A 25,165-nucleotide genomic window follows, 5' to 3' on the forward strand; every position below is an offset into this window, starting at 1 on the left:
GCCGATTTGCAGGCGGGGCGAGCGTGAGCGGTCGTTGCGCGCGGGGGTGTCAGGACAGGCCGCCCGCGTGGCGGATGATGTCGACGAAGCCGGACATGATCGCGGTCAGGCCGTAGTCCTTGGGGGTGTAGACGGCGGCGACGCCGGCGGAGCGCAGGGTCTCGGCGTCGCGGTCGGGGATGATGCCGCCGACGACGACCGGGAGGTCGTCGAGGCCGGCGGCGCGCAGGCCGTGGAGCACCTGAGGAACCAGCTCGAGGTGCGAGCCGGACAGGATCGACAGGCCGACGAGGTGGACGTCCTCCTGGACGGCGGCGGCGACGATCTGCTCTGGCGTCAGGCGGATGCCCTGGTAGACGACCTCGAAACCGGCGTCGCGGGCGCGCACCGCTATCTGCTCGGCGCCGTTGGAGTGCCCGTCCAGGCCGGGTTTGCCGATGAGGACCTTCACCCGGCGGCCCAGCTCGCGGCCGGTCTCGGCGACCCGCTCCCGGACGGCGGCCAGCTCGTCGCCCGCGGCGGTGCCGGCCGACGCGCCGACGGTCACGCCGGACACTCCGGTGGGCGCCCGGTACTCGCCGAAGACCTCGCGCAGCACCTCGGACCACTCGCCGGTGGTGACACCGACGCGGGCGCAGGCGAGCGTCGCCGGGACCAGGTTGGTGTCGGACTTGGCCGCCTCGCGCAGCGCCAGCAGCGCCTCGTCGACGGCGGCCGGGTCGCGCTTCGCCCGCCAGGAGGCCAGTGCCTCCTTCGCCGCCGCCTCGACCGCCGGGTTGACCGTCTGGATCGCGGCGTCCAGGTCGGCGATCAGCGGGTTCGGCTCGGTCTCGGTGAACCGGTTCACGCCGACGACGACGTCCTCGCCACTCTCGATCCGGCCGCGGCGGGCCGCCTGCGAGGCGACGAGCTGGGACTTCATGTAGCCGGACTCGACGGCGGCGACCGCGCCGCCCATCGCCTGCACGCGGTCGATCTCGGCCCGTGCCGCCTCGACCAGCTCGGCGACCCGCTTCTCGATGACGACCGAGCCCTCGAAGATGTCCTCGTACTCCAGCAGGTCCGTCTCGTAGGCCAGGATCTGCTGGATGCGCAGCGACCACTGCTGGTCCCACGGCCGCGGCAGGCCGAGCGCCTCGTTCCAGGCCGGCAGTTGCAGCGCCCGGCAGCGAGCGTCCTTCGACAGGGTGACGCCGAGTGCCTCGAGAACGATCCGGATCACGTTGTTCTCCGGCTGCGCCTCGGTCAGGCCGAGCGAGTTGACCTGCACGCCGTAGCGGAACCGGCGGTGCTTGGGGTTCTCGACGCCGTAGCGGGTGCGCAGCAGGTCATCCCACAGCGCCCCGAAGGCGCGCATCTTGCACATCTCCTCGACAAAGCGCACCCCGGCGTTGACGAAGAAGGAGATCCGGGCGCAGACGTCACCCATCCGCTCCGTCGGYACCTGTCCGGAGGCGACCACGGCGTCCAGCACCGCGATCACCGTGCAGATCGAGTAGGCCAGCTCCTGYACCGGCGTGGCGCCGGCCTCCTGCAGGTGGTAGCTGCAGACATTGATCGGGTTCCACTTAGGGATCTCGGTCACCGTGTAGGCGATGAGGTCGGTGATCAGCCGAAGCGACGGCCCCGGCGGGAAGACGTAGGTCCCGCGGGACAGGTACTCCTTGATGATGTCGTTCTGGGTGGTCCCGTTGAGCGCGGCCGGGCCGACGCCCTGCTCCTCCGCGACGACCTGGTAGAGAGCCAACAGCCACATCGCGGTGGCATTGATCGTCATGGAGGTGTTCATCCGGTCGAGCGGGATGCCCTCGAAGAGCGCTCGCATGTCGCCCACGTGCGCGACGGGTACGCCGACCTTGCCGACCTCGCCGCGGGCGAGCACGTGGTCGGGGTCGTAGCCGGTCTGCGTCGGCAGGTCGAAGGCGACCGACAACCCGGTCTGGCCCTTGGCGAGGTTGCGCCGGTAGAGCGTGTTGCTCTCGGCCGCGCTGGAGTGGCCCGCGTACGTCCGGACGATCCACGGCCGATCCCGCTCCGGGCGGGTGCCCGCGCTGTCCGTGCTCTGACCGGCTTGGTCAACCATCGCCAGCCATCCCCTCACCCTGGGGGAGGCCGCGCCGGCGAAGCGCCACCTCCCAGATCGTGGCCAACGGCGAAAGCGTACCGGCGCCACCCTGTCGCGCGCCCGCTAAGTGAACTGTCACCAATCACCGCTGACCTGGGCGATCTGGGACCGTGGTGCGGCTCATGCTAGGTAGGCGGACCCCGAGCCCATAGGAATGGTGGCCGGGAGGGTGCGAGGCTCAGCTTTGACTGGCGCACAGCGCCGGTGGACCCCAGATGGTGAGCAGGGTTTTGGGCACTACTCTGCCGCAGGCACCGGCTCCGCTCGCCACCTCGGTCCACGGCCCGGCACCGACCCGCTTCCAGACGTGCAGCTTGGCGACTGACACGGCGGTGTTCGATGTCTCGGTGAGACCGGCGGCCCAGAACTCGTCGGTGGCCGCACTCGAGCCCTCGACGGCGCCGTAGTAGAGGTCGCCCTGTCGGATCGTGATGGAGTCGGCGGTCAGCTCCGCGCCGCCCGTGGCTGACTGGGCACCCGCCGAGCCTGCCGGGCTCGTGGAGCCAGATGCCTGGACTGCCGCAGACAAGGTGGTCTTGCCGGCCTTGGCGAGCGCGGCGTCCGCTGTTGCCCAGGTCAGGGCCGGGCGCAGCTCGTCGCCGACCTTCATGTTCACCGCGGTTCCCGGGGAGCGCTTGCCCTCCCAGTCGAGCGGGGGCAGCTGTGGGCTCCGCGCCGCGGCGGCGGCGCCAGCGCTGTCGGGCTCGGCCGAGGTGTTCCCGTCTGGCGCGGTGGCCAGGCCGATGACTATGCCGAGCACGACCGCCAGGCCGAACGCGGCGCCGATCACGAGCCGGCGCCGATCCTCCACCCAGGTCATCCAGGGCGCGCTGGCGGCGCGGGCCCCGCCGTCGGACCCCGCCGGCATCGGTACGTCCATCTCCAGCACGTGCCTCCGTTCGGCCTCGACACCTTCCCCCGTCGTTACCCCGGGGACGTAGGCCTCAGGCCTGTGCAATCGAAAGGCAGGATCGCACAGGCACGCGTCCACCGGCGCCTCCGGGGTCGGTAGCGCGCCCGCGTCGCGGTGCGGCTCCCCCCGGGTAGCCCTCGACGTTCGCGGGCGCCGTGGCGAGGCCAACGCCCGCCGGACGGTTGCTCCCGTATCCCGCCAAGCTACGTGGCGAGAGCGGCGGTGTGCCGTTCGCCCGTCAGGCGGCCAGGCCGGGTAGCGCGGAACCACCGGCTGGCGACCCGGATCCCCTTGGCACTCACCTCATGCCGCCGCGGTGACCTGATCGCGGCGGATGTCGGCGCCGAGGGCCCGAAGGTTCTCCACGAAGCCCGCGTAGCCACGGTCGATGTGGTGGACCTCATGCACCTCGGTCATCCCCTCGGCGACCAGGCCCGCGAGCACCAGGCCCGCTCCGGCCCGCACGTCGGAGGCGACCACCGACGTGCCGACCAGCTGAGGGGACGGCCGGACGACGACGTGATGACCGTCGGTGCGTAGCTGGGCGCCCAGGCGCAGCAGCTCTCGGCAGAACACGAACCGGCTGTCGAAGACGTTCTCGGTGATCAGGGAGATGCCCTGGCTGACGGCCTCCAGGGCGATGATCTGGGGAAGCAGGTCCGTCGGGAAGCCGGGGTACGGCAGGGTGACGACGTCGATCGAGCGCGGCTGGTCCGTGGCGCTTACCCGGAAACCGTCGACGCCGATCTCGACGCTGGCCCCAGCGGCCGTCAGCTTCTCCAACACGATCCCAAGGTGCTCAGCGCGCCCGTTGCGGATCATCACGTCCCCGCGGGTCATCACCGCGCCGATGGCGTAGGTCCCGGCGACGATCCGGTCTGGCACGGTCTCGTGTGCCACCGGACGCAGCTCGTCCACGCCCTCGATGACGAGCGTCGACCCACCGATTCCCTCGATACGCGCGCCCATCTCCGTCAGGAACTCGCACAGGTCGGCGATCTCTGGCTCGCGGGCGGCGTTGTCGATGACCGTTGTTCCCTTGGCGACCACGCCGGCCATCAGCAGGTTCTCGGTGGCGCCGACGCTCGGGAAGTCCAGCCAGATCGCCGCGCCCTGCAGTCGGCCGGACGAGCGGGCGACGAGCGCGCCGTCCTCGATGTCCACCACCGCGCCGAGGCGTCGCAGGCCGTTGACATGCATGTCGAGCGCCCGGGAACCGATCGCGTCCCCACCGGGCAGCGCCACCCGTGCCTCACCGCGCCGGCCGACCAGTGGGCCGAGGATGGCGACCGAGGCGCGGATCCGGCGCACCAGCGCGGGGTCGGCCGCCGCTCCCGGCATCGCAGGGGTGTCGATGGCCATCGACCCGGCGGCCAGGTCCCGGTGGACCGTCGCGCCGAGCGCGGTCAGCACGTCCGCCATGACGCCGACATCGAGGATGTCCGGCACCGCCGACAGCGTCGTCGTGCCAGGCGCGAGCAGGCTGGCGGCCATCAGCTTGAGGACGGAGTTCTTCGCCCCAGGAATATGGATCTGGCCGGCAAGCCTCGATCCACCGGTTACGACGAAGCGCTCCACGGAAGGCGATGCTAGGGCCTGTCTGCATGGTCTTCCTGCCCTAGGGGAGAGCATCGGCTGTCCATCACCCGATAGGGGTTCGTCCGTCGCCTCCGGCATTCCCCGCACCTTCCCTGCCGGCAAGGCCCTCATGCGTGCCTAGGGGCCACAGGATAAGGGTCCATGAGCCCGTGCCGACCGGGCGACCGGGGTCCTGGGGCACCCGGAGCGCACCGAGCGCCACCGTCGATGAGACCGTCAGACGGGACGGTAGATCCCAACCGACCGGCCAGAAGGGCACCGACGTGGATTCGCCCGCTACGCCAACGCTCGAGGAGACGGTCGCGTTCGCGTCCGAGATGCACGCCGGGCAGCTGGACAAGGCCGGCGAGGAGTACATCGGCCACCCGATGCGGGTCCGGGCCACGGTGGAACGCACCGCGCCGGCCGCCGGGGTGGACCCGGTGCACGCGCAGCTCGCGGCGCTGCTGCACGACGTCGTCGAGGACACGCCCGTGACCCTCGACGAGCTCAGGGCCCGCGGATACCCATCGGGGGTCGTCGCGGCCGTGGACGCCCTGTCGAAGCGTCCGGGTGAGGCCACCGAGGTCTACCTGGCCAGGGTCGCGGCGAACCCGCTCGCGGTCGTGGTGAAGCGCGCCGACATGGCGGACAACAGCGATCCGGTGCGCCTCGGCCGCCTGCCGGCGGAGCAGGCCGATCGGCTGGCCACCCGCTACGTCGGGCGCAAGGTACTGCTCGACGACCTGGTGGCGGCAGCGGGCGCCTCGGCGTCGTCGTCCCCCGAGTCCCCCGAGTCCGCCGCCTCGGCGGGCGACGATCCTCGGCGACCTGGCGTTGCCGTCACCCAAACCGGGAAGACGGGGGACTCCGCGATAACGTGAGCCAATGCGCCTCGTGATCGCTCGGTGCAGCGTGGACTACGTCGGCAGGCTCAACGCCCACCTGCCCAGCGCGGTGCGGCTGCTGCTGGTCAAAGCCGACGGGTCCGTATCGATCCACGCCGATGGCCGCGCCTACAAGCCGCTCAACTGGATGAGCCCGCCGTGTGTCCTCACTGAGGAAGAGGGCGGCTGGCGCGTCACCAACAAGGCCGACGAGTCCTTGTTGATCACCATCGAAGAGGTGATGCACGACTCGTCCCATGAGCTCGGTCGCGACCCGGGCCTGCAGAAGGACGGCGTCGAGGCGCACCTGCAGGTGCTACTGGCCGACCGGCCGGACGCGATCCGCGACGACCTGACGCTGGTGCGCCGCGAGTACGAGACCGGGATCGGGCCGGTCGACCTGCTCTGCCGCGCCGGCGACGGCTCGACCGTGGCCGTCGAGATCAAGCGGCGCGGTGAGATCGACGGCGTGGAGCAGCTGACCCGCTACGTGGCCAGGATGACCGAGGATCCGGGTCTGTCGCACCCGGTACACGGCATTCTGGTCGCCCAGTCGATCACGCCCCAGGCTCGCCGGCTGGCCACCGACCGCGGCCTGTCGGCCGTCACCGTGAACTACGACGCCCTACGAGGCCTGGAACCCTCCATCCCCACCCTGTTCTAGCTTCTAGGCCGCCGCGCCCGCACGGAGCGAACCAATGTCACCGCGCGTGGTTGTGGAAGCCTCGGCCGGTCTTGCGGCCGAGGTAGCCGGCTCGCACCAGGTGCTCGATGAGCGGCGCGGGCGCGTAGCCCGGCTCGCGGAACTCCAGGTAGAGGGTGCGCTGGATCGCCAGCGTCACGTCCAGCCCGACGACGTCGGCGAGCTCGAACGGGCCCATCGGGTGCCCACAGCCGACCTTCATCGCGGTGTCGATGTCCTCGACGGTGGCGTAGTGCGCCTCCAGCATCCGCACCGCGTCGTTGAGGTACGGGAACAGCAGCGCGTTCACGATGAATCCGGCGCGGTCCGCGCAGGTCACCGGGTGCTTGCGCGCGGCCCTGGCGACGGCGAGCACGGTCGCGACGACGTCGGGCGCGGTGAGGACCGTCGGAACCACCTCGACCAGCTTCATCGCCGGCGCCGGGTTGAACCAGTGCATGCCGATGACGTCGGCCGGCCGGGACGTCGCCGCCGCGCACTCGACGACGGGCAGCGACGAGGTGGTCGTGGCGAGCACCGCGCCCGGCTTCGCGACCTTGTCCAGCTCGGTGAACAGCTCCCGCTTGACGTCGAGGTCCTCGACGACCGCCTCGATGATCAGATCGGCCTCGGCGAGGTCGCCGAGGTCGGTGGTGCCGCGCAGCCGGGAAAGCGTGGCGTCCCGGTCGTCCGAGGACATCCGGCCCTTCGCGACCGACTTCTCCAGCGAGGACTCGACCCGCTTGCGCACCGCCGCGACCTTCTCCTCGCCGCGGGCCCGGACGATGACGTCGTAGCCGGATTTCGTCAGCACCTCGACGATGCCGGCCGCCATGGTCCCGGTGCCGACGACGCCGACGGTGCGCACCGCGCGGGCCTCGACGCCGGCGACGGTCCCGGGCGCCGCCTGGTCCACGACCTCGGGTGAGTCGGGCGCGGCGTAGGTGTAGATGCCCCGGCCGGTCTTGCGGCCCAGCATCCCCGCCGTGATCAGTTGCTTGAGCAGCGGTGCCGGCGCGTGCAGGTGGTCGCGCGACGTGTGGTAGATCGAGTCGAGGATCGCGTAGGCGGTGTCCAGGCCGATGAGGTCGAGCAACGCGAGCGGGCCCATCGGGTGGCCGCAGCCGAAGCGCATCGCCGCGTCGATGTCCTCGCGGCTGGCGTAGCGCGCCTCCAGCATCCGTACCGCGTTGTTGAGGTAGCCGAACAGCAGCGCGTCGACGATGAACCCGGCCCGGTCGCCGGCGGTCACCGCGCTCTTGCCGACCCGCTCGACGAGGGCGGTGACGTCGACCAGCACGGTCGGGTCGGTGACGACGGTGCTGATGATCTCGACGAGGCCCATCACCGGGGCGGGGTTGAACCAGTGCGTGCCCACCACGCGCCCCGGCCGGCCGGTCGCGGCCGCGAGCTCGGTGACCGACAGCGAGCTGGTGTTGGTGGCGAAGATGGTCTCGGCGGAGCAGAGCTCGTCCAGCCGCGCGAACAGTGCCTTCTTCTCGTCGAGGTCCTCATCGATCGCCTCGATGACGAGCCGCGCCGGCGCGACGGCGCTCAGGTCGGTGCCCGTCCGGATCCGGCCGAGCACCGCGTCGCGCTCCGGCTCGGTCAGCTTGCCGCCACGCACCGCCCGGTCTGTCGAGTGCGCCAGGTGACCGCGCCCGCGATCGAGGCCCGCGTCGTCCTTCTCGACGCCGATCACCTCGATGCCGGCCCTGGCGAGCACCTCGGCGATGCCGGCGCCCATCGTGCCGAGACCGACCACCGCCACCGTCGTCTGGTCGAGACCCATGCCAGCCCCCTGTGTCGAGTTGTGCCCGCGTCCCCGGCCCGCGCGCCAGAAGAGTCTGCCGCTGACCGGATCCTCCCAGATTGGTGACGAACAAGCTTGTGATCGCCAAGCAGAGTGCCTTCTATGGCCGGCTCTCCGTGGCTCTCCGTGGCTCGCCTCTCGCCTCCCGCCTCGCGGCACGGGCCCGGTCGTCGTCGTGGCCGTGCCGTCGCCCCGTGCCGTCGACGGAGTGTCCCCACGGAGCGCGGTGGCGCGCCAACCGGACGTGGGCCAGCCGGACGCGCGCCTCCCCGGAGGCCCGCCGCGGCCGGGGGAGGAGCGGCGCGGGCGCGAGGCCGCCCGTCGTCACGCCTCCCGGTGCCTCGCCCGGGCCAGGGCGAGTGTTCGCCGGGGGCTGTGTGGTCGTACGCCCGTTCTAGGATGGGTCGGCAGGTGGCGCCGGGCTGGTACCAGCCTGGCCGAGTGTCAGTGGCTTGCTCTCGCCGCGGCGTCATGGTGGGCGGAGCCCGCGCGCGCTGGCGCGGCGGGCCGGACGGGGAGGAAGGTCGGCCGATGGCCTCGCTGGACAAGGACGCGTTGCGCACGTTCGGCCGAGAGGTCGCGACATTCCTGCCGGACCTGGTGTTCATGCTGCGCGGAGTGGTGGCTGACCCGCGCGTGCCGCAGCAGGCCAAGCTCGAGGCGGGGGCCGCGCTCGCCTACCTCGTGTCCCCGAAGAACAAGATCACCAACCTGGTGCCCCTCATCGGGCAGCTGGACGACGTCGCGGTGGTCGCGTTCGCGTTCCGCCGGCTGGTGGTCGGGGCCGGCGAGCCGATCCTGCGCGAGCACTGGCGCGGGAGCGACCGGGCCTTCCACGCGCTCATCGGGGCGTCGTCCGCGCTCGCGAGCCCGGCGGGAGTGCTGCGCAGGGCGAAGGTCGCGACCACGATCGCCACCGCCGCGTTCGGGCGCGTGGGCGGGGTCGGTGGCTGGGGCCGGTCTGGCGGTTCCGACCGCGTCGTCGACGGCGAGGTGATCGGCCGCGTGGACGAAGCCGCCCCCGGCGCCTCGGCGCCGGGCAAGGATGCCCGCGGCGATCGTCTGCGCAAGTAGGTCCGGGCAGGCGGCCGGTGGCCAGGCATCCAGTGATCAGGCGGCGGCGGTGAGCCCGCGACGCACCCGGCCCGAGCGCGGGTCCCGGCGTTCCGGGAAGGCCGGCGACGGCGGCGAGGACGAGCGGCGGCCGTACTGGCTGGTCGACGCCGTGACGGTGGACGGCGAGGACTGGGCGGTCCGCCCGGTGACCGGGGCGGCCAGCACGAAGGCCTACCGGTGCCCGGGCTGCGACCACGAGATCTCGTCGGGCGTCCCGCACGTGGTCGCCTGGCCGAGCGGGCGGATGGAGAACCGCCGCCACTGGCACACGCCCTGCTGGAACCGGCGTCGAGCCGGCGCCCGGCCCTACCGCGCGCCGTACTGACCGCTGGCGGAACCCCTCGTGGCCGGCCGGCGGACGTCCGGCCACGAGGCTGGGTACCGAGCCCCCATCCAGGCGGGCGATGGGGGGAGCGGGCTCAGATGCGGGAGCCGGCCTTGGAGTTGGAGCCGACCGCCTTGGCCTCGTCCACGCCGGGGAGCTCGATCGCGGCGGTGGCGGCGGCCAGCTGGTTGCGCAGCGCGGACAGCTGTGAGGTGACCTGGTCGCGCAGCGCGCCGAGCTGTGAGGTGACCTGGTCGCGCTGGCGCTCCAGCTCGGTCAGCCGCTGCTGCGACTCACCCTCCAGCTTGTGTGCCTTGCTGCGGGAGGTCTCGATGATGTGCTCCGCCTCGCCACGCGCGGTCGACACGATCCCGGCGGCCTGCTCGTCCGCCTCGCGCAGGGTGCGGTCGCGGGTGTGCTCGGCGTCGGAGACGATCCGCCGGGCCTCGTCGAGCTGTGCCTCGGCGTCCCTGGTCCGCTCGGACCGCACAGTGGCGGCCTCTTCCTCGGCGAGCATGAGGATCTGGGTGATACGACCACCGAAGTCGTCCCAGGCGGGGCGGCCCGAGGCCAGGTCGTCACGGATGCGCGCGGCCTCGGCGGCGGCCTCGGACGCGGCCGCCTCGGCGGCGGCCCGGTGCGCCTCGGCCTCACGGAGCTGTTCCATCAGCCAGGCGACGTGGGAGTTGACCTGGTGCGGGTCATAGCCGCGGCGAACCAGGTCGAAGCCGGGGGAGCCCTCGCCCTCGCCGGCCATCGGGATGAGATCGGAGTGCTCGGTCATACGAGACCTGCATTCCAGACGGTGGCGTGGCTAGTCACAGCCGTCACCCTACCGCTCCCCCTTCCATCACGTGCATCGCCCCTACCCCTTCGCCGGGACTCTCCGGAAGCGCGCTTTCCGATGATCCGGAGGCTCGCTCCGACCGTCGCTTTCCGTACTGGTCGTGACGCGCCGGGCAGGGCCTTCCCACGGGTTCGACGTAGGTCCCGCGTTCGTTGGGATACCTGGTCGTTGCCCGTCGTGTTCGGCTGGCCCCGCCCAGCCTGGCGATGTGGGGATGAGGAGTTGTTCAGGCGTCGCGGAAGCGGTTGATCGCACTCAGGTGGCGGTCGCGCATGGCCTGGTCACGGACGCCGAGGCCTTCGCGGGGGGACAGGCAGAGCACGCCGACCTTGCCCTGGTGGGCGTTGCGGTGCACGTCGTATGCCGCCTGGCCCGTCTGCTCCAGGGGGTAGACCCGGGACAGGGTCGGGTGGATCAAGCCGCGGGCGATAAGCCGGTTTGCTTCCCATGCCTCCCGATAGTTCGCGAAATGTGACCCAATGATGCGCTTGAGGTTCATCCATAGATAACGGTTGTCGTAGCTGTGCATAAATCCGCTGGTCGAGGCGCAGGTGACGATCTGACCRCCACGCCGGGCGACGTAGACCGAGGCGCCGAACGTCTCGCGGCCCGGGTGCTCGAACACGATGTCCGGGTCCTCACCGCCGGTGAGCTCGCGGATCCGCTTACCGAAGCGCTGCCACTCCTTCGGGTTCTGCGTCTGGTCGTCGCTCCAGAATCGATAGCCCTCGGCGCTGCGGTCGATGACCAGCTCCGCGCCGAGCGAGCGGCAGATGTCGGCCTTCTCCGGCGACGACACGACGCACACCGGGATCCCGCCGCCGTTCAGCGCCATCTGGGTGGCATACGAGCCCAGCCCGCCGGAGGCGCCCCAGATCAGGACGATGTCGCCCTGCTTCATCGCCGCCCCGTTGCGGGACACGAGCTGGCGGTAGGCCGTCGAGTTCACCAGCCCTGGGCTCGCCGCCTCCTCCCAGCTCAGGTGACCGGGCTTCGGCATCAGCTGGTTGGCCTTCACCAGCGCGAGCTCGGCCAGGCCGCCGAAGTTCGTCTCGAACCCCCAGATCCGCTGCTCCGGGTCGAGCATGGTGTCGTCGTGACCCTCGGGCCGCTCCAGCTCGACCGACAGGCAGTGCGCGACGACCTCGTCGCCCGGCTTCCAGGCGTGTACCCCGGCGCCGGCGCGCAGGACCACGCCGGCCAGGTCCGAGCCGACCACGTGGTACGGCAGGTCGTGCCGCTTCGCCAATGGCGACGTGCGGCCGTAGCGCTCCAGGAAACCGAACGTCGAGAGTGGCTCGAAGATCGACGTCCACACCGTGTTGTAGTTGATCGACGACGCCATCACCGCGATCAGCGCCTCACCCGGCCCCAGCTCGGGCGTGGGGACCTCGTCGAGGTGCAACGACCGGCGAGGGTCCTTGTCGCGGGACGTCAGGCCCTCGAACATGCCCGTCTCGTCCTTGCGGACGACCATGCCCCGGTATGACTCGGGAACGGCCAGCGCGCCGAACTCCTTCTCCCGGGTCTCGGTTGGGGCCGCCTCGGCGAGGATGGCGTCGAGGATGTCCTTCACGGTCTACCTCCGGCAGTCGGGCGGGCGAGCGGCACCGCAAGTGTCATCGATTGAGGGCCGCTCGGTCGCGCGGAAGTGCCACGTCCAGGTGAAGGTGTGGCCGGCGACACCGCCCCCGTGCGCCGGTCGGTTGTCCGCCAGAAGCACTACCCGGACAAGGTCGACTGGCCGACAGGCACGGCTTCCGTGAGAAGGCTGTCTCCCCTGGGTGCAAAGCGGTAGAACGGTGGGGACAACCCACACGGCTCGGTCAGCGTCAGAAATGTCGTGACTGCGCCCATGACCCTGGTGGAAGGGTGGCGGCCCGTGCCTGCGCGGAGCGACGCCGCCCGTAGCGCCGTTGCCAGGGACGCGGACCAGGCTCTCACCGCCCTGTACTCGGARCACTACCGCTCGCTGGTCCGCCTCGCCGCCCTCCTGCTCGACGACATCGGCCTCTGCGAGGAGGTCGTCCAGGACGCCTACATCCGCGTCCACGCCGCCTGGGGCCGCCTCCAGGACAAGGACAAGGCGCTCGCCTACCTCCGCCAGACGGTCGTCAACCTCGCCCGCTCGACGCTGCGGCGCCGACTCGTCGCGCTCAAGCACGCCCCCAAGCCGATGCCCGACGCCGCCAGCGCCGAGGAGGGGGCCTACTCTCTGGTCGAACGGGCCGCGGTCATCCAGGCGCTGCGGGAGCTGCCCCGCCGCCAACGGGAGGCCGTCGTCCTGCGCTACTACGCGGACATGTCCGAGGCCGATGCCGCCGCCGTGATGGGGTGCAGCGTGGGCTCGGTCAAGGCCTACACGTCCCGGGGGCTGGCCGCCCTGTCGACCAAGCTGGCGGACCTACGGTGAACGGCTCGGAGCAGTCCCAGCTCGACCCCCAGGAGCTGAGCAGGCTACTGCATGCCGCCGTCGACCCGATCCGGCCGTCGCCGGAGGCCTACCAGCGGATCAAGGCCGGCGTCGAGCGGCGAGGCCGCTGGCGGCTGCCGCTGTACGCGGCCGGTGGCGCCGTGGTCGCCGGGCTGGTGGTGCTGGCCGTGCTCCTGATGCGGCCCGGGCCGTCGTCCCAGGTCGTCGAACCGGCGGCTCGCCTGAGCCTGACACCTGGGGTCGCCTCGCAGTCCGACCCGAGCGTCGGGACGAGCGGCTCCGGCACGACCCCCCGTGGCACGTCCGGGGGGTCGGACCCAAGCCAGTCCGCGACCCTGCCGGTCATCACGCCACCCATCAACCCGCTGACGACGCCCCCGGTGAGCCCCAACGCCACCGGGACCGGCGACCAGAACAGCCCGACCCGGCCGCCGCTGACCGGTGACCGCCCGGCCATGCCGGGCGACGTCGACGGCGATGGCAAGGCCGACACGGTCCGGCTGAGCGGCGCCACCGTCGAGGTGACCCTGAGCCGTGGTGGCGCGCCCGCGAGGGTCACCCTGCCGGACGGGGCGACGGCCAGCCGGTGGGCCGGCTCCGACCTCGACGGGGACGGCTTCTCCGAGCTGGTCGTGCAGATCGGCTCCTCGGGCGGCCTCGACCAGTTCGCGGTGCTGCGGTTCATGGYGCTCGGCCAGATCTCCGTGCTGGCGGACGCCGCGTCGCAGCCGGTTGTCGCCGGCACCATGTCGACCGGTTCCACGACAATGAGCACCGGGTTCAGCTGCTCGACCAGCGGGCTGCGTCTGGTCGTCGGCACGTCGCCGGACGGCGGCGCGAACTACGACGTCACCACGACCACCGTCGCCGCGACGATCGACGGGCTGACCAAGGTCGGCACGCCGTCGAGGAGCACGCTGCCCGCGGCCACCGCGACCCCGTCCTTCGACGCGCGCTGCGGCACCTGGAACCCCTGAGGCTGGGACCGAGGCACGGGGGCGCCGAGGCCGTGAGCGCCTCGGGACCACCCGGCCGGACGCGGCGCGGGAACGGGATGGCCCGCGGGACCCAGGTCGTTGACGCTGGTGGCAGGCGTGTCGCGGGAGGGCGATGACCGCGGGCCCGGCCTCGCCGGGCGGCGGTGACGGGTGACCGGCGGGGGTGGTGCTGGCCACGCTCCGGCGGCACGTCGGCCAAGATCACGTTATGGTTTCAAGCACAGCGAACAACGTCCTTCCCTTCCAGCATCCTTTTCTCCAGGGAGGCAGCCATGCCTGGTTCGGTCATCGTGGCCGGCGCGCGGACCCCGATCGGCAAGCTCTCCGGGGCGCTCAAGGGCTTCTCCGCGACCGAGCTGGGCGGGATCGCGATCAAGGGCGCGCTCGAGCGCGCCGGCATCGCCGGTGACGCCGTCCAGTACGTCATCTTCGGCCAGGTCATCCAGGCCGGCTCCGGCCAGGCGGCCGCGCGTCAGGCGGCCGCCAAGGGCGGCATCCCGCTGGACGTGCCGTCGATCACGATCAACAAGGTGTGCCTGTCGGGGCTGAACGCGATCTCGCTCGCCGACACCTACATCTCCAGCGGTGAGTACGACGTCGTCGTCGCCGGGGGCATGGAGTCGATGACGAACACCCCGCACATGCTGCTGAACGGCCGCGCCGGGATCCGGTACGGCAGCGCGCCGCTGGTCGACGCCACCGAGTACGACGCGCTGACCTGCGCCTTCGACCAGGTCGGCATGGGCGTGTCCACCGAGCGCTTCAACGTGCCGCTGAACATCAGCCGCGCCGAGCAGGACGAGTTCTCGGCGCTGTCGCACCAGCGGGCCGCGGCCGCGATCAAGAACGGCCTGTTCGACGAGGAGATCGCCCCGGTCGAGGTGCCGCAGCGCAAGGGCGACCCGATCGTCGTCAAGGACGACGAGGGCGTGCGCGCCGACACCACCGCCGAGACGCTCGCGCGGCTGCGCCCGGCGTTCAGCAAGGACGGCACGATCACCGCCGGCTCGTCCTCGCAGATCTCCGACGGTGCCTGCGCCGTCGTCGTGATGAGCAGGGCGAAGGCCGAGGAGCTGGGCCTGCCCATCCTCGCCGAGGTCGGCCACCACGGCTTCGTCGCCGGCCCGGACACCTCGCTGCAGTCGCAGCCGGCGAACGCCATCAAGGCGGCGCTCGCCAAGGAAGGCCTCACCCCGGCCGACGTCGACCTGTACGAGATCAACGAGGCGTTCGCCTCGGTCGGCGTCCAGTCGATGCGTGAGCTGGGCATCTCCTCCGAGGTCACCAACGTCAATGGTGGCGCGATCGCGCTCGGCCACCCGGTCGGCATGTCCGGCGCCCGCATCGCCCTGACGCTGGCGCTGGAGCTTCGTCGCCGCGGCGGTGGCGTCGGCGCGGCCGGGCTGTGCGGCGGCGGTGGCCAGGGCGACGCGCTGATCCTGCGGGTGCCGGCGGCCTCCTGACACCCAGGCTCGTTCCCAGGTGACGTCCAGGTTGGTCACGCCCGGCCCGGGCGCCGGAAGGTCGGCGCCATACGGGAGCCCGGCCGAGCTGGTCGCCGCGGCGGTCGAGGACCGGTCGCCGCGCGCGGTCGCCCGGCTGATCTCGCTGGTCGAGGACAGCTCGCCGTGGCTGCGGGAGATCTCGCGGCTGCTCGCGCCGCGGTCCGGGCGCGCCGAGATCGTCGGCGTCACCGGCGCGCCCGGGGTCGGCAAGTCGACGTCGACGTCGGCGCTGGTGGCCGCCTTCCGGGCGGCCGGCCGGCGGGTCGGAGTGCTGGCCGTCGACCCGTCCTCGCCGTTCACCGGCGGAGCGCTGCTCGGCGATCGGGTGCGGATGACGGCGCACACGACCGACCCGGACGTCTACATCCGCTCGCTGGCCTCCCGCGGCCACCTCGGCGGCCTGTCCTGGGCGACGCCGCAGGCGGTCCGGGTGCTCGACGCGGCCGGGTACGACGTCGTGCTCATCGAGACGGTGGGGGTCGGCCAGGCCGAGGTGGACATCGCCTCGCTGGCCGACACCACCCTCGTGCTGCTGGCACCCGGGATGGGCGACGGCATCCAGGCGGCCAAGGCCGGCATTCTGGAGATCGCCGACGTCCTGGTCGTCAACAAGGCCGACCGTCCCGGCGCCGACGACACCTACCGCGACCTGAGGAACATGGTCGCGCTGTCACGGCGCACCGGGCACGGCGGCCGTGACCGGGGTGCCGCCGCCGCGGATGACGCGGGCCACTGGGTGCCGCGGGTGGTGCGCACCGTCGCCGCCGAGGGAAGCGGCATCGCCGAGGTGGTCGAGGCGGTCACCGCCCACCGCGGCTGGCTCGCGGCCACCGGCGAGCTGGTCCGCCGGCGCGAGCGGCGCGCGGCCGACGAGATCGAGCAGATCGCCCTGGGAGCGCTGCGGGCCCGCTTCGGCGACCCGCGCGGCACCCGCCACCTCGGCGCCCTCGCCCGGGAGGTCGTGGCGGGCCGCCTGGACTCCTGGACCGCCGCCGACGACCTGCTCGCCACCCTGACGGACGGGACGCGCCGGTGAGCGCGATCGGCCGTCATCCACTGATCGACGCGCTGGGACTGGCCCCGCACCCGGAAGGCGGCTGGTACCGGCGTACCTGGGCGAGCCCCGACGAGATCCCCGCGCACGGCGGCACCCGCCCGGTCGCCACCTCGATCCTCTTTCTGCTCCAGCCGGGCGAGGTGTCCGCCTGGCACCGGGTCGCCTCGGCGGAGATCTGGCTCTGGCAGGGCGGCGGCCGGCTCACCCTCACCCTCGGCGGCCCGGGCCCTGGCCCCGTCGCGGCCAGCTGGATCGTCCTGGGCCCCGACCCGGCGGCTGGCGACGCCCTCCAGGCCGTCGTCCCCGCCGGCCACTGGCAGACGGCCGAGCCCATGGCCGGCGATGCCGGCGATGCCGGCGACGCCGGCGATGCTGTTCTGGTCGGCTGCGTCGTGGCTCCCGGTTTCGACTTCGCCGACTTCGAGCTTCACAACGAATGGACCTCCCCCACTGATCGGCCAAGCCCCGACTCGGTGCCCACGCGCATGCCCGACCCATCCCAACTGGGAGCCAATCCGGACCTCCCAGATCACGACCTCCCAGATCGGCTTCGCCGATCCGGCAGGGACCCGTCCGCAAGCTCCACCGATCCGGCAGGGACCCCGGGGGACCCCGGGGAAGGGTCGATGCAGAAGAAGGCGAGTAGAGGCCCAGCCTGAGTCTCAGGCGGGGTACTGGGTGACCGACTGGTGGTCGAGGACCCGGTGGGTGGCGGTGCCCGCGGCGCCCTTGACGGCGATGACGAGGGCGCCGGTGTCCATCGGGGAGGGGACGACGTCACGGGCGCCGGCCTGGCGCAGGCGCAGGACCTCGACCGGGTCGTCGGCGGCGGACAGCACGACCGTCGGGATGGCGCTGGCCGTCGGGTCGGCCGCGAGATGGGCGAGCAGGTCGGCCGCGGTGGTGTCGGGGAGCTGCTGGTCGATCATGATGAGGTCGGGCCGGGCGCGGTGGACGGCGTCGAGCGCGAGCACACCGCGCGGCACGCTGACGGTGTCCGCCGCGAAGGTGCGGGTGAGCGTCTGGCTGACCTGGGCGCGGGTCGCCGGGTCGCCGCTCACGTGGACGACGCGCATGGTGGCGTCGGTGGGGATCCGGCCGCCGATGCCGGGCGGGAACATGTCCAGCTCCGGGTCCGGGTGTGGGTAGCGGACGTCGACGGCGTCGAGTACCACGGCGAACACGCTGCCGACGCCGTGGCGGCTGGCGGCGGTGAGCACGCCGCCCATCGCCGTCACCAGCGCGTGCGAGAGCGCGAGGCCGAGCCCGCTGCCCTCGGTGCGGGTGTGCTCGGCGCCGAGCCGCTCGAAGGGGCGGAAGAGCCGGTTCATGGCGTCGGGGGGGAGGCCCTGCCCGTCGTCCTCGACCTCGATGCGCAGCCGGCCGCCGGTGACCGGGACGATCCCGACCCGGACGGTGCCGCCGTCGCGCCCGTACTTGATCGCGTTGCCGAGCAGGTTGAGCAGCACCTGCCAGAGCCGGCGTCGGTCGGCGTCGGCGACCAGCGGCTCGCAGGGGTGGACGATCCGGCGGATGCCGCGCCGCTGGGCGAGCGGCTCGACCAGCTCGACGACGCCCTCGACGATGTCGAGGACGTTGACCGGCGCCTTGGTGATGTCGCCGCGGCCGGCGCGCAGCCTGGCGAGGTCGAGCACGTCGTCGATGATCGCCTGCATGTGCCGGCCGCCGGTGATGATCCGTTGGACGTCGTCGAGCACGCCGTCGGGCAGCCGCTCGAGCTCGAGCAGCTGCGCGAAGCCGAGCATGGCGTTCAGCGGGGTGCGCAGCTCGTGCCCAAGGCGGGCCATGAACTCGTCCTTGGCCCGGGAGTCCCGCTCGGCGGCGATCCGGGCCCGCCGGTCGGTGGTCTCCTTGGCCACGAAGACCACCCAGCCGGCCCGGTCGGCCCGGACCGTGACGTCGAAGGGCACGGGGTTGCCGGCCATGTCCAGCAGGTTCGCCGAGCCGCGCCACTCGCCCGCGCGTCCAAGCGCGTCCAGGACGGCATCGGGGCCCGCCTCGACGGAGGGCTCGACGACGCCGGCGAGCTCGCGCAGGCAGGTGACGCCCACCAGCCGGTCGCCGAGGAAGGCGCGCGCCGCCGCGCCGACGTCGAGGATCCGACCGTCGGTGCTGACTACAACCACTAGGTCGTTCAGCGCGTCCAACAGCGTGCGGGTGCTCACCTGGACCACATCCCGTTGGGCTGCCCGTGKCGTGTGATCCCGTAGGACCGGCCGCGGCGGTGCGGTGTGGCTGGACGGAGGGACACGGCAGTGTTAGCCGAGACCCCTCGGCGGGTCAGTGCTGCCTGTATCCGCCCCACGGCGGCCAATGGTAGGGCGTGCCTTCATCCGGTGTTGTGGCGGGTTTGCGTAGCAAGGCCAGCCGTAGCTTCATCGGGGACCGATGCGCGACCATTCGTTACCGTCGCCAGCTCGGCCTGACGCTTATGTCACGTGCTGGATCGTCTCCGCCGCCGGGTGTGTTCGAAGCGTGTCCGGCGACGGCGAGGCGGCCGGTGGCGGGTACTTATCGTAGTCCCCGCTATGTGGTCCACCTTCCGTACCCGCCGCCGGACCGGTCCAGCCCGCGGCGAGCCAGTGCCGGCGTCGAAACCACGGGCGCCCACAACGGGAACCCGTGGCGACGCGGGCATGGTAAGCCGGGACCATGCTTGTGGCATTCAGCGTGACCCCGATCGGCGCGGGCGAGGACGTCGGCGCCCTGGTGGCCGAGGCCGTCCGGGTGGTGCGGGCCAGTGGCCTGCCGAACGAGACGACCTCGATGTTCACGACCATCGAGGGCGAGTGGGACGAGGTCATGGACGTCGTGCGCAGGGCGACGGAGGCGGTCGCCGCCGGCGGCGGCCGGGTGAGCCTCGTCCTCAAGGCCGACATCCGCCCCGGCGTCGTCGACGCACTTCATGCCAAGGTGGCAACCGTCGAGCGCTACCTGGAGCGCTGAGTACCGCTCGGCGCCGTCCCGGCCGGGGCGATTCCGTCCCCGGGGCGGGAATAGTGATCATTTCGTGTGGCGCCCGGGTGCCACGGGCGGCGGCGCGAGGCTGACCGGCGGGCGATGGCCGGCTGGACGCGGAGAAAACTCTCGCGGGCGCCGCGGCCAACGCGCCGTGGGAGATGTCACGATGGTAGGTATGCAACGTAGGCCTCCTGTCCCCGGACGCCCGCCAGGCGCACAGCCCTCGCGTGCCCAGTCCTCGCGTGCCCAGGCCGGCCCGCTCCCGGACCGGCTCGGCGGGCTGCGGCTGGCTGGCGCGGTGCCGCTCGACCCGAAGCCGGCGTCGCCGCCACCTCCACCGGCGGCGCGCCAGGCCGCTCCCGGCGCGCCGGCTCCCGGCGCCCCGGGCGGCGAGGTACCCGGCGGTCCGGTCGTCATCGACGTGACCGAGGCGACCTTCGCGCAGGACGTCGTCAACCGGTCGATGCAGGTGCCGGTGGTGCTGGACTTCTGGGCGTCGTGGTGCGGCCCCTGCAAGCAGCTGAGCCCGGTGCTGGAGCGCCTGGCCGAGGCGGACGGCGGGCGGTGGGTGCTCGCCAGGATCGACGTGGACGCCAACCCCGGCCTCGCGCAGGCCGCCGGTGTCCAGGGCATCCCGGCGGTGAAGGCCGTCGTCGGCGGCCGCATCATCGGCGAGTTCACCGGGGCGCTGCCAGAGCGGGAGGTGCGCGGCTGGCTCGACCAGCTGCTGGAGCTCGTCGCCGAGGCGCTCGGCGGCGTGCCGGGCGCCAGCGGCGCGGGCCCCGAGCGCGAGCCGAACCTGGCCGCCGCCGACGAGGCGCTCGAACGCGGCGACCTGCCGGCGGCCGCCACGGCGTTCCGCGCCCGGCTCGCCGAGGCGCCGGCGGACCCGGAGGCGGTCCTCGGTCTCGCCCGGGTGTCCCTGCTCGAGCGGGTCGGCGGGCTCGACCCGGCGGACGTGCGCCGCCGGCTCGCCGCCAACCCCGACGACGTCGACGCGGCTCTCGCCGCGGCCGACCTGATGATCGCGCAGGGGCAGGTCGAGGAGGCGTTCAGCGAGCTCGTCGCGTTCGTCCGGCGCGCCTCGGGCGACGAGCGCGAGAAGGCCCGCGCGCACCTCGTCGGTCTGTTCCAGGCCCTCGGCGACGCCGACCCGGCCGTAGCCCCTGCCCGCCGGGCACTCGCCGCAGCGCTGTTCTAGCCTGGTTCGCTCCGTCCGGGCACGGCGCTACGGTCCCTTACTCGCTTCGCTCCCAAGGGACCTACGCGCCGCGTCCTCCTCCGCTCACGTGCGCTCCGGCGACCTCCGCTGCGGCCCGCCTACTTCGCTGCGCTCGTAGGCAGGCCTCCGCGGAGGCGCGCCTCCGCGCCGCACGGTCACCCACCACTGAATGCCGCCCGCACGGCCTGCCGTGGTCTCACAACGTCCAAGCGTGACGCAACCGAGCTGGCGCGGAGGCGCACCTCCGCGCCAGCTCGGTTGCTCTGCGCTTGAAACGGGCCGGTCCACAGCCGGACGGGACAGGCGTCTCTGGCGCGGCGGCCCCTACTCCTCGCCGTCGTAGGCGAACCAGATGGTTGACAGGGCGGGGAGGGTGAGGGGGGCCGAGGCGGGCTGGCCGTGGTGGGGCTCCTCGGTGGCGTACACGGCGCCGAGGTTGCCCTGGCCGGCGCCGCCGTAGGTGATGGCGTCGGTGTTCACCACCTCCTGCCAGCGCCCGGCGCGGGGCAGTCCGAGCCGGTAGCCGTAGTGCGGGGCGCCGGAGAAGTTGGTCACGCAGGCGAGCAAGGTCGCCCCGTCGCCGTCGCTCTGGCCGGTGGCGGGCTGGTCGCCGAGACGCAGGAACGACAGGACGTTGTTCTCGGCGTCGTTCGCGTCGATCCAGCCGAAGCCGCTCGGGTCGTTGTCGCGGGTCCACAGCGCCGGCGTGGCGCGGTAGGCGCGGTTGAGGTCGGCGACCAGGCGGTGCACGCCCCGGTGGCCCGGGTCGTCGAGGCGGTACCAGTCGAGCGTCGTCGCCTCGTCCCACTCCCGCTCCTGGGCGAACTCGCTGCCCATGAACAGCAGCTGCTTGCCGGGGTGCGCCCACATGTACGCATAGAGCGCGCGCAGGTTCGCCAGCTGCTGCCAGCGGTCGCCGGGCATCTTGTTGAGCAGCGAGCCCTTGCCGTGCACGACCTCGTCATGGCTGAACGGCAGCATGTAGTTCTCGGAGTAGGCGTAGACCATCGAGAACGTGACCTGGTGGTGGTGGTACATCCGGTAGACGGGTGCCTTGGTCATGTAGTCGAGCGTGTCGTGCATCCAGCCCATGTTCCATTTGAAGCCGAACCCGAGCCCGCCGAGGTGCGTCGGGCGGGTCACGCCTGGCCAGGCCGTCGACTCCTCGGCGATCATCATCGCGCCGGGCGCCTTGCGGTAGACCGTCGCGTTGACCTCCTGCAGGAACGCCACCGCGTCCAGGTTCTCCCGGCCGCCGTGGATGTTCGGCAGCCACTGGCCGTCCGGCCGGGAGTAGTCGAGGTAGAGCATCGAGGCGACGGCGTCCACCCGCAGCCCGTCGATGTGGAACTCCTCGAACCAGTACAGGGCGTTCGCGACCAGGAAGTTGCGCACCTCGGAGCGGCCGAAGTCGAAGACGAAGGTGCCCCAGTCCGGGTGCTCGCCGCGGCGCKGGTCGCCGTGCTCGTACAGCGGTGTGCCGTCGAACCGGCCGAGGGCCCAGTTGTCCCGGGGGAAGTGCGCGGGCACCCAGTCGACGAGCACGCCGATGCCCGCCTGGTGCAGCGCGTCCACCAGGTAGCGGAAGTCGTCGGGGCTGCCGAACCGGGACGTCGGCGCGTAATACGCGGAGACCTGGTAGCCCCAGGAGCCGCCGAACGGGTGCTCGGCGACCGGGAGGAGCTCGACGTGGGTGAACCCGGCCTCTTTGACGTAGTCGACCAGCTCGGTGGCCAGCTGCCGGTAGGACAGGCCACGGCGCCACGAGCCGAGGTGCACCTCGTACGCGGATACGGGCGCCGCGTGCCACGGCGTGCCGGCGCGTTCGGCCATCCACGTCTCGTCCGACCAGGAGTAGTCGGACTCGTACACCACGCTGGCCGTCGCCGGTGGAGTCTCGGTGTGCATAGCCATCGGGTCGGCCTTCTGCCGCCAGACCCCGTCGAAGCCGAGGATCTCGTACTTGTAACGGGTGCCGGCCGAGATGCCGGGCACGAACAGCTCCCAGATGCCGGTGTGGCCCAGCGAGCGCATCGGGAAGGCCCGGCCGTCCCAGAAGTCGAAGTCGCCGACCACCCGCACACCGCGGGCGTTGGGCGCCCAGACGGCGAAACTGACCCCGGTGACCACCCGGCCGTCCTCGGACGGGTAACGGCGCACCTGCGCGCCCAGCACGGTCCACAGCCGCTCATGGCGGCCCTCGCCGATCAGGTGCAGGTCGATCTCGCCGACCGTCGGCAGGTACCGGTAGGGGTCATCGACGACGTAGCGCGCGTTGGGGTAGCTGACCTCGAGCTGGTAGCTCGGCACTTCCCGCCCGGGGACGGCGACGGCGAAGACGCCGCCGCTGTGCAGCCGCGTCGCCTCGTACCGCTCGTCGCCGACGAGCACCCAGACGCCCACCGCGTCCGGGCGCAGGGCCCGCACGATCGTCCAGTCGCCGGCCGGGTGGGCGCCCAGCACGCCATGCGGGTCGTGGTTGCGCCCATTGACCAGGCGATCGAGCTCGGCGCGGGGCACGTCGACACTGGGTGGCGGGGCGAGGACCGCCGGCGCGGCGAACGAGGCCGGCGGGCGGCTCTCGGGGGCCGGCGACTGGCCTGCCTGCCTGTCTGGGCCGGCGGCCTGCCCGGCCGTTGCCGATACCTTCTCGCGGGCCGGCCCGGCGGCCGATGGCCTGGGGCGACCGTCGTCGGTGTCGATCACTACTTCTCCCAAGCTTGTGCGGCTTACGTGACCAAATCTCTCGTCGCGGCGGCCGTGGGCCGCGCGACCGGGCCTGCGGGCCCGACCGGGCCTGCCAGCCCGTCCCCTGGCGGTTCCGCGTGGCATGCCCCCGGAACGGGGCCGCCACGCGAGGCTGATGCGGATCTCATACCCCGGCCGATTTCGTCGCCAGCGGCGGGTGCAGCGAGGTCAGTCGGCGCACCGCGCCGAGTGGGATCTCAATCCAGGTCGGCCGGTGCCGCGCCTCGTACAGCACCTCGTAGATCGCCTTGTCCAGCTCGAACGCCCGTAGCACGACCTCGAACGCCGCCAGGTCGAGACCGCTGCCTGCCTGGTAGCCGGCGAGGAACGCCCCCCGGTTGCGGTCGGCCCACTCACGGGCGCTCTGGCCGAGCCCCTGCTCGCCCTGGCGCTCCAGCAACATGGACTGGGCCGCGTAGTCGAACGAGCGGAGCATGCCCGCGACGTCGCGAAGCGGTGAGGCCAGCCGGCGCCGCTCCGGCACTGGCCGGGCCGGCTCGCCCTCGAAGTCGAACAGCACCCAGCCGGCGTCGGTGCGCAGCGCCTGGCCGAGGTGCAGGTCGCCGTGAATCCGCTGGAACGGCGGCGCCGACGTCTCGGCGGCCAGCGCCTCGAAGGCGGCGCGCGCGCCGGCCTCGTAGGGGGCGAGCCGCGGGACGCCCTCGAGCGCCACGTCGAGGCGGGAATGCAGGTGGCTGGCCGTGGCGCGCAACGCCGCCTGGTCGACCTCGACGACGGGGAAGCAGCGGGCGAGCAGCGTGTGCACCTCGGCGGTGGCCTGGCCCAGCCGCTCGGACTCGCCGGCGAAGTCGCCGCCGACCTCGTCGGCGTGCAGGTCGCCCTCGGCGTAGAGATCCCGCACGCTCGTCTGTGCGAGCTTCCAGCCCTCGGTGCCGCTTCGCAGGAAGTCCTGCATGAACGCGAAGGTGGTCAACTCCTCCGGCTGACCGCCGGTCACGGCGGTCTCGGTGCCCGCCGCCGTGCCCTCGGCGGTGGCGCTGTCGACCTCGGAGGTCGCGACCTCGGAGGTCGCGGCGGCGGGGCCGGGTAGGCGCCCTTCGAGCCAGGCGAGCGGGCGGGCTACGTGTGGGCTGCCCGCGGCGGCCAGCGCCCTGGTCACCTCGAGGTCCGGGTTCACGCCAGGCCAGAGCCGGCGGAACACCTTCAGGATGTAGGCCTCGCCATAGACGATCGACGTGTTCGACTGCTCGGCCCCGACGGAGTGCGCGGGCAGCGCGGTCAGCTGAGTCACGGCATGCGCCGACAGCCCGTCGCGGTCGCACTGGGCGGCGAGGAAGTCGAGCAGCGCGGCGCTGCCGTCCGGGTCGTGCAACCCGTCGTAGACCAGCCCGCCCGACGACTCACCCAGCAGGAAGCCGGTGTGCCCGTGCGGTGCGTCTGGCCGGATCACCAGCGGGACCTGGTAGGTGTCGGCCGGGCCGCCGTCCTCGTACCGGACCTCGACGACCAGGTGGCGCAGCCGGTCCGAGATCCCGATGTCCTGACGGATCTCCAGCCGCGGACCGGGGCGGCCCTTGCCCGCGAACCAGCGCTGTTTGGGCAGCCACTCTGCCAGCAGAGACCCCAGCTCGGAATGGTCTCGCACGGTCGACCTCCCTTTGGCCCGAGGCATTGCGATCACGGATTCGTCGCACTGCCGGAGGCCTACGCGATGTCACAGGTCCAGGGGCGGCGCGACCGGATGCCGCGCTGGTCGCACCACCGGAGAGCCGTCGTCCCCGGCGCCGCGGGTCCGGGCTCCGCCGGATCGGCCAGGCCGATCCGCCGGGTCCACGATCCGCCCCGTCGACCGGGCGAACCCGAACGAACCGATCTCAGAGCGGGCGGATCGGTATAGGAGGTACTCCCCGCATGCATCGGATGTAAGCGCTGTTCAGTTCAGTGGTTCCCCCGATAGGCCAACCAAGACCGG

19 protein-coding genes and 1 pseudogene are annotated in these 25,165 nt (G+C 72.4%); 11 read left to right on the top strand and 9 right to left on the bottom strand.

What is annotated here, in order from left to right; all coding sequences use genetic code 11:
• Window positions 1-49: 49 nt before the first annotated feature.
• The 3 genes from BCD49_RS14595 to murA form a co-directional block, all read right to left on the bottom strand.
• Complete coding sequence (locus BCD49_RS14595) at window positions 50-2,083, bottom strand: protein meaA (protein WP_007514739.1); 2,034 nt, start codon at window positions 2,081-2,083, stop codon at window positions 50-52.
• A gap of 220 nt (window positions 2,084-2,303) precedes the next feature.
• Window positions 2,304-2,993, bottom strand: a complete 690-nt coding sequence (locus BCD49_RS14600; protein ID WP_131803459.1) for a hypothetical protein — start codon at window positions 2,991-2,993, stop codon at window positions 2,304-2,306.
• 348 nt (window positions 2,994-3,341) lie between these two features.
• Window positions 3,342-4,616 (bottom strand): UDP-N-acetylglucosamine 1-carboxyvinyltransferase, encoded by a 1,275-nt coding sequence (murA, locus tag BCD49_RS14605; protein ID WP_007514741.1) that lies wholly within the window; start codon window positions 4,614-4,616, stop codon window positions 3,342-3,344.
• 284 nt (window positions 4,617-4,900) lie between these two features.
• On the opposite strand from murA, the gene BCD49_RS14610 reads away from it, so the two are divergent.
• Together BCD49_RS14610 and nucS are read left to right on the top strand one after the other, a co-directional pair.
• Window positions 4,901-5,500, top strand: a complete 600-nt coding sequence (locus BCD49_RS14610; RefSeq protein ID WP_007514742.1) for an HD domain-containing protein — start codon at window positions 4,901-4,903, stop codon at window positions 5,498-5,500.
• A 4-nt stretch (window positions 5,501-5,504) separates the two neighbouring features.
• Entirely contained in the window at window positions 5,505-6,167 is a 663-nt protein-coding gene (nucS, locus tag BCD49_RS14615) for an endonuclease NucS (protein ID WP_007514743.1), read from the top strand.
• Between the two features lie 37 nt (window positions 6,168-6,204).
• Here the strand turns inward: nucS and BCD49_RS14620 are convergent, their stop codons facing one another.
• Window positions 6,205-7,977: a 3-hydroxyacyl-CoA dehydrogenase family protein gene (locus BCD49_RS14620; protein WP_007514744.1), complete on the bottom strand. Its 1,773-nt coding sequence runs from the start codon at window positions 7,975-7,977 to the stop codon at window positions 6,205-6,207.
• A 552-nt stretch (window positions 7,978-8,529) separates the two neighbouring features.
• On the opposite strand from BCD49_RS14620, the gene BCD49_RS14625 reads away from it, so the two are divergent.
• Together BCD49_RS14625 and BCD49_RS14630 are read left to right on the top strand one after the other, a co-directional pair.
• Complete coding sequence (locus BCD49_RS14625; RefSeq protein WP_007514745.1) at window positions 8,530-9,072, top strand: YkvA family protein; 543 nt, start codon at window positions 8,530-8,532, stop codon at window positions 9,070-9,072.
• A 49-nt stretch (window positions 9,073-9,121) separates the two neighbouring features.
• Entirely contained in the window at window positions 9,122-9,439 is a 318-nt protein-coding gene (locus tag BCD49_RS14630) for a hypothetical protein (protein WP_007514746.1), read from the top strand.
• 94 nt (window positions 9,440-9,533) lie between these two features.
• On the opposite strand, the gene BCD49_RS14635 is transcribed toward BCD49_RS14630, so the two are convergent.
• Window positions 9,534-10,223 carry a hypothetical protein gene (locus BCD49_RS14635; protein WP_007514747.1) on the bottom strand — a complete coding sequence of 230 codons (690 nt, stop codon included), beginning with the start codon at window positions 10,221-10,223 and terminating at the stop codon, window positions 9,534-9,536.
• A 289-nt stretch (window positions 10,224-10,512) separates the two neighbouring features.
• On the bottom strand, window positions 10,513-11,862 hold the full coding sequence (gene ccrA / locus BCD49_RS14640; protein WP_007514748.1) for a crotonyl-CoA carboxylase/reductase: 1,350 nt from the start codon (window positions 11,860-11,862) through the stop codon (window positions 10,513-10,515).
• A 279-nt stretch (window positions 11,863-12,141) separates the two neighbouring features.
• On the opposite strand from ccrA, the gene BCD49_RS14645 reads away from it, so the two are divergent.
• The 5 genes and pseudogenes from BCD49_RS14645 to BCD49_RS14665 all read left to right on the top strand — a co-directional run.
• Complete coding sequence (locus BCD49_RS14645; RefSeq protein ID WP_007514750.1) at window positions 12,142-12,699, top strand: SigE family RNA polymerase sigma factor; 558 nt, start codon at window positions 12,142-12,144, stop codon at window positions 12,697-12,699.
• Window positions 12,696-13,697, top strand: coding sequence for an FG-GAP repeat domain-containing protein (locus tag BCD49_RS14650; protein WP_071041573.1), 1,002 nt, complete (start codon window positions 12,696-12,698; stop codon window positions 13,695-13,697). Before BCD49_RS14645 ends, BCD49_RS14650 begins: the two co-directional genes overlap by 4 nt.
• A 293-nt stretch (window positions 13,698-13,990) precedes the next feature.
• Window positions 13,991-15,181, top strand: a complete 1,191-nt coding sequence (locus tag BCD49_RS14655; protein WP_007514752.1) for an acetyl-CoA C-acetyltransferase — start codon at window positions 13,991-13,993, stop codon at window positions 15,179-15,181.
• A gap of 19 nt (window positions 15,182-15,200) precedes the next feature.
• The gene (gene meaB / locus BCD49_RS14660; RefSeq protein WP_007514753.1) at window positions 15,201-16,259 is read left to right on the top strand and encodes a methylmalonyl Co-A mutase-associated GTPase MeaB; all 1,059 of its coding nucleotides are present in this window, start codon (window positions 15,201-15,203) and stop codon (window positions 16,257-16,259) included.
• Window positions 16,256-16,708 (top strand): annotated as a pseudogene (locus BCD49_RS14665) (cupin domain-containing protein); the annotation flags it as partial. The gene meaB and the pseudogene BCD49_RS14665, both read left to right, overlap by 4 nt.
• Window positions 16,709-16,942: 234 nt before the next feature.
• Here the strand turns inward: BCD49_RS14665 and BCD49_RS14670 are convergent.
• Window positions 16,943-18,466 (bottom strand): ATP-binding response regulator, encoded by a 1,524-nt coding sequence (locus BCD49_RS14670; RefSeq protein WP_007514755.1) that lies wholly within the window; start codon window positions 18,464-18,466, stop codon window positions 16,943-16,945.
• 487 nt (window positions 18,467-18,953) lie between these two features.
• On the opposite strand from BCD49_RS14670, the gene BCD49_RS14675 reads away from it, so the two are divergent.
• The gene (locus BCD49_RS14675) at window positions 18,954-19,247 is read left to right on the top strand and encodes an MTH1187 family thiamine-binding protein (protein WP_027140470.1); all 294 of its coding nucleotides are present in this window, start codon (window positions 18,954-18,956) and stop codon (window positions 19,245-19,247) included.
• Between the two features lie 181 nt (window positions 19,248-19,428).
• A complete protein-coding gene (locus BCD49_RS14680) occupies window positions 19,429-20,463 on the top strand; it encodes a tetratricopeptide repeat protein (protein WP_007514757.1) in 1,035 nt (344 codons plus the stop codon).
• 345 nt (window positions 20,464-20,808) lie between these two features.
• Here the strand turns inward: BCD49_RS14680 and glgB are convergent, their stop codons facing one another.
• Together glgB and BCD49_RS14690 are read right to left on the bottom strand one after the other, a co-directional pair.
• On the bottom strand, window positions 20,809-23,190 hold the full coding sequence (glgB, locus tag BCD49_RS14685) for a 1,4-alpha-glucan branching protein GlgB (RefSeq protein ID WP_083401453.1): 2,382 nt from the start codon (window positions 23,188-23,190) through the stop codon (window positions 20,809-20,811).
• Between the two features lie 166 nt (window positions 23,191-23,356).
• On the bottom strand, window positions 23,357-24,865 hold the full coding sequence (locus BCD49_RS14690) for a maltokinase N-terminal cap-like domain-containing protein (protein ID WP_051466227.1): 1,509 nt from the start codon (window positions 24,863-24,865) through the stop codon (window positions 23,357-23,359).
• Window positions 24,866-25,165 lie beyond the last annotated feature (300 nt).

Origin of the sequence: Pseudofrankia sp. EUN1h (genome assembly GCF_001854645.1) — a bacterium.
GTDB classification, from domain to species: domain Bacteria; phylum Actinomycetota; class Actinomycetes; order Frankiales; family Frankiaceae; genus Pseudofrankia; species Pseudofrankia saprophytica.

Coding starts and splice junctions, on each gene's coding strand:
- BCD49_RS14625 (WP_007514745.1), top strand. CDS start 8,530: ATGGCCTCGCTGGACAAGGACGCGTTGCGCACGTTCGGCCGAGAGGTC.
- BCD49_RS14680 (WP_007514757.1), top strand. CDS start 19,429: ATGGTAGGTATGCAACGTAGGCCTCCTGTCCCCGGACGCCCGCCAGGC.
- BCD49_RS14655 (WP_007514752.1), top strand. CDS start 13,991: ATGCCTGGTTCGGTCATCGTGGCCGGCGCGCGGACCCCGATCGGCAAG.
- nucS (WP_007514743.1), top strand. CDS start 5,505: ATGCGCCTCGTGATCGCTCGGTGCAGCGTGGACTACGTCGGCAGGCTC.
- BCD49_RS14600 (WP_131803459.1), bottom strand. CDS start 2,993: ATGCCGGCGGGGTCCGACGGCGGGGCCCGCGCCGCCAGCGCGCCCTGG.
- BCD49_RS14690 (WP_051466227.1), bottom strand. CDS start 24,865: ATGCCTCGGGCCAAAGGGAGGTCGACCGTGCGAGACCATTCCGAGCTG.
- BCD49_RS14635 (WP_007514747.1), bottom strand. CDS start 10,223: ATGACCGAGCACTCCGATCTCATCCCGATGGCCGGCGAGGGCGAGGGC.
- BCD49_RS14620 (WP_007514744.1), bottom strand. CDS start 7,977: ATGGGTCTCGACCAGACGACGGTGGCGGTGGTCGGTCTCGGCACGATG.
- BCD49_RS14675 (WP_027140470.1), top strand. CDS start 18,954: ATGCTTGTGGCATTCAGCGTGACCCCGATCGGCGCGGGCGAGGACGTC.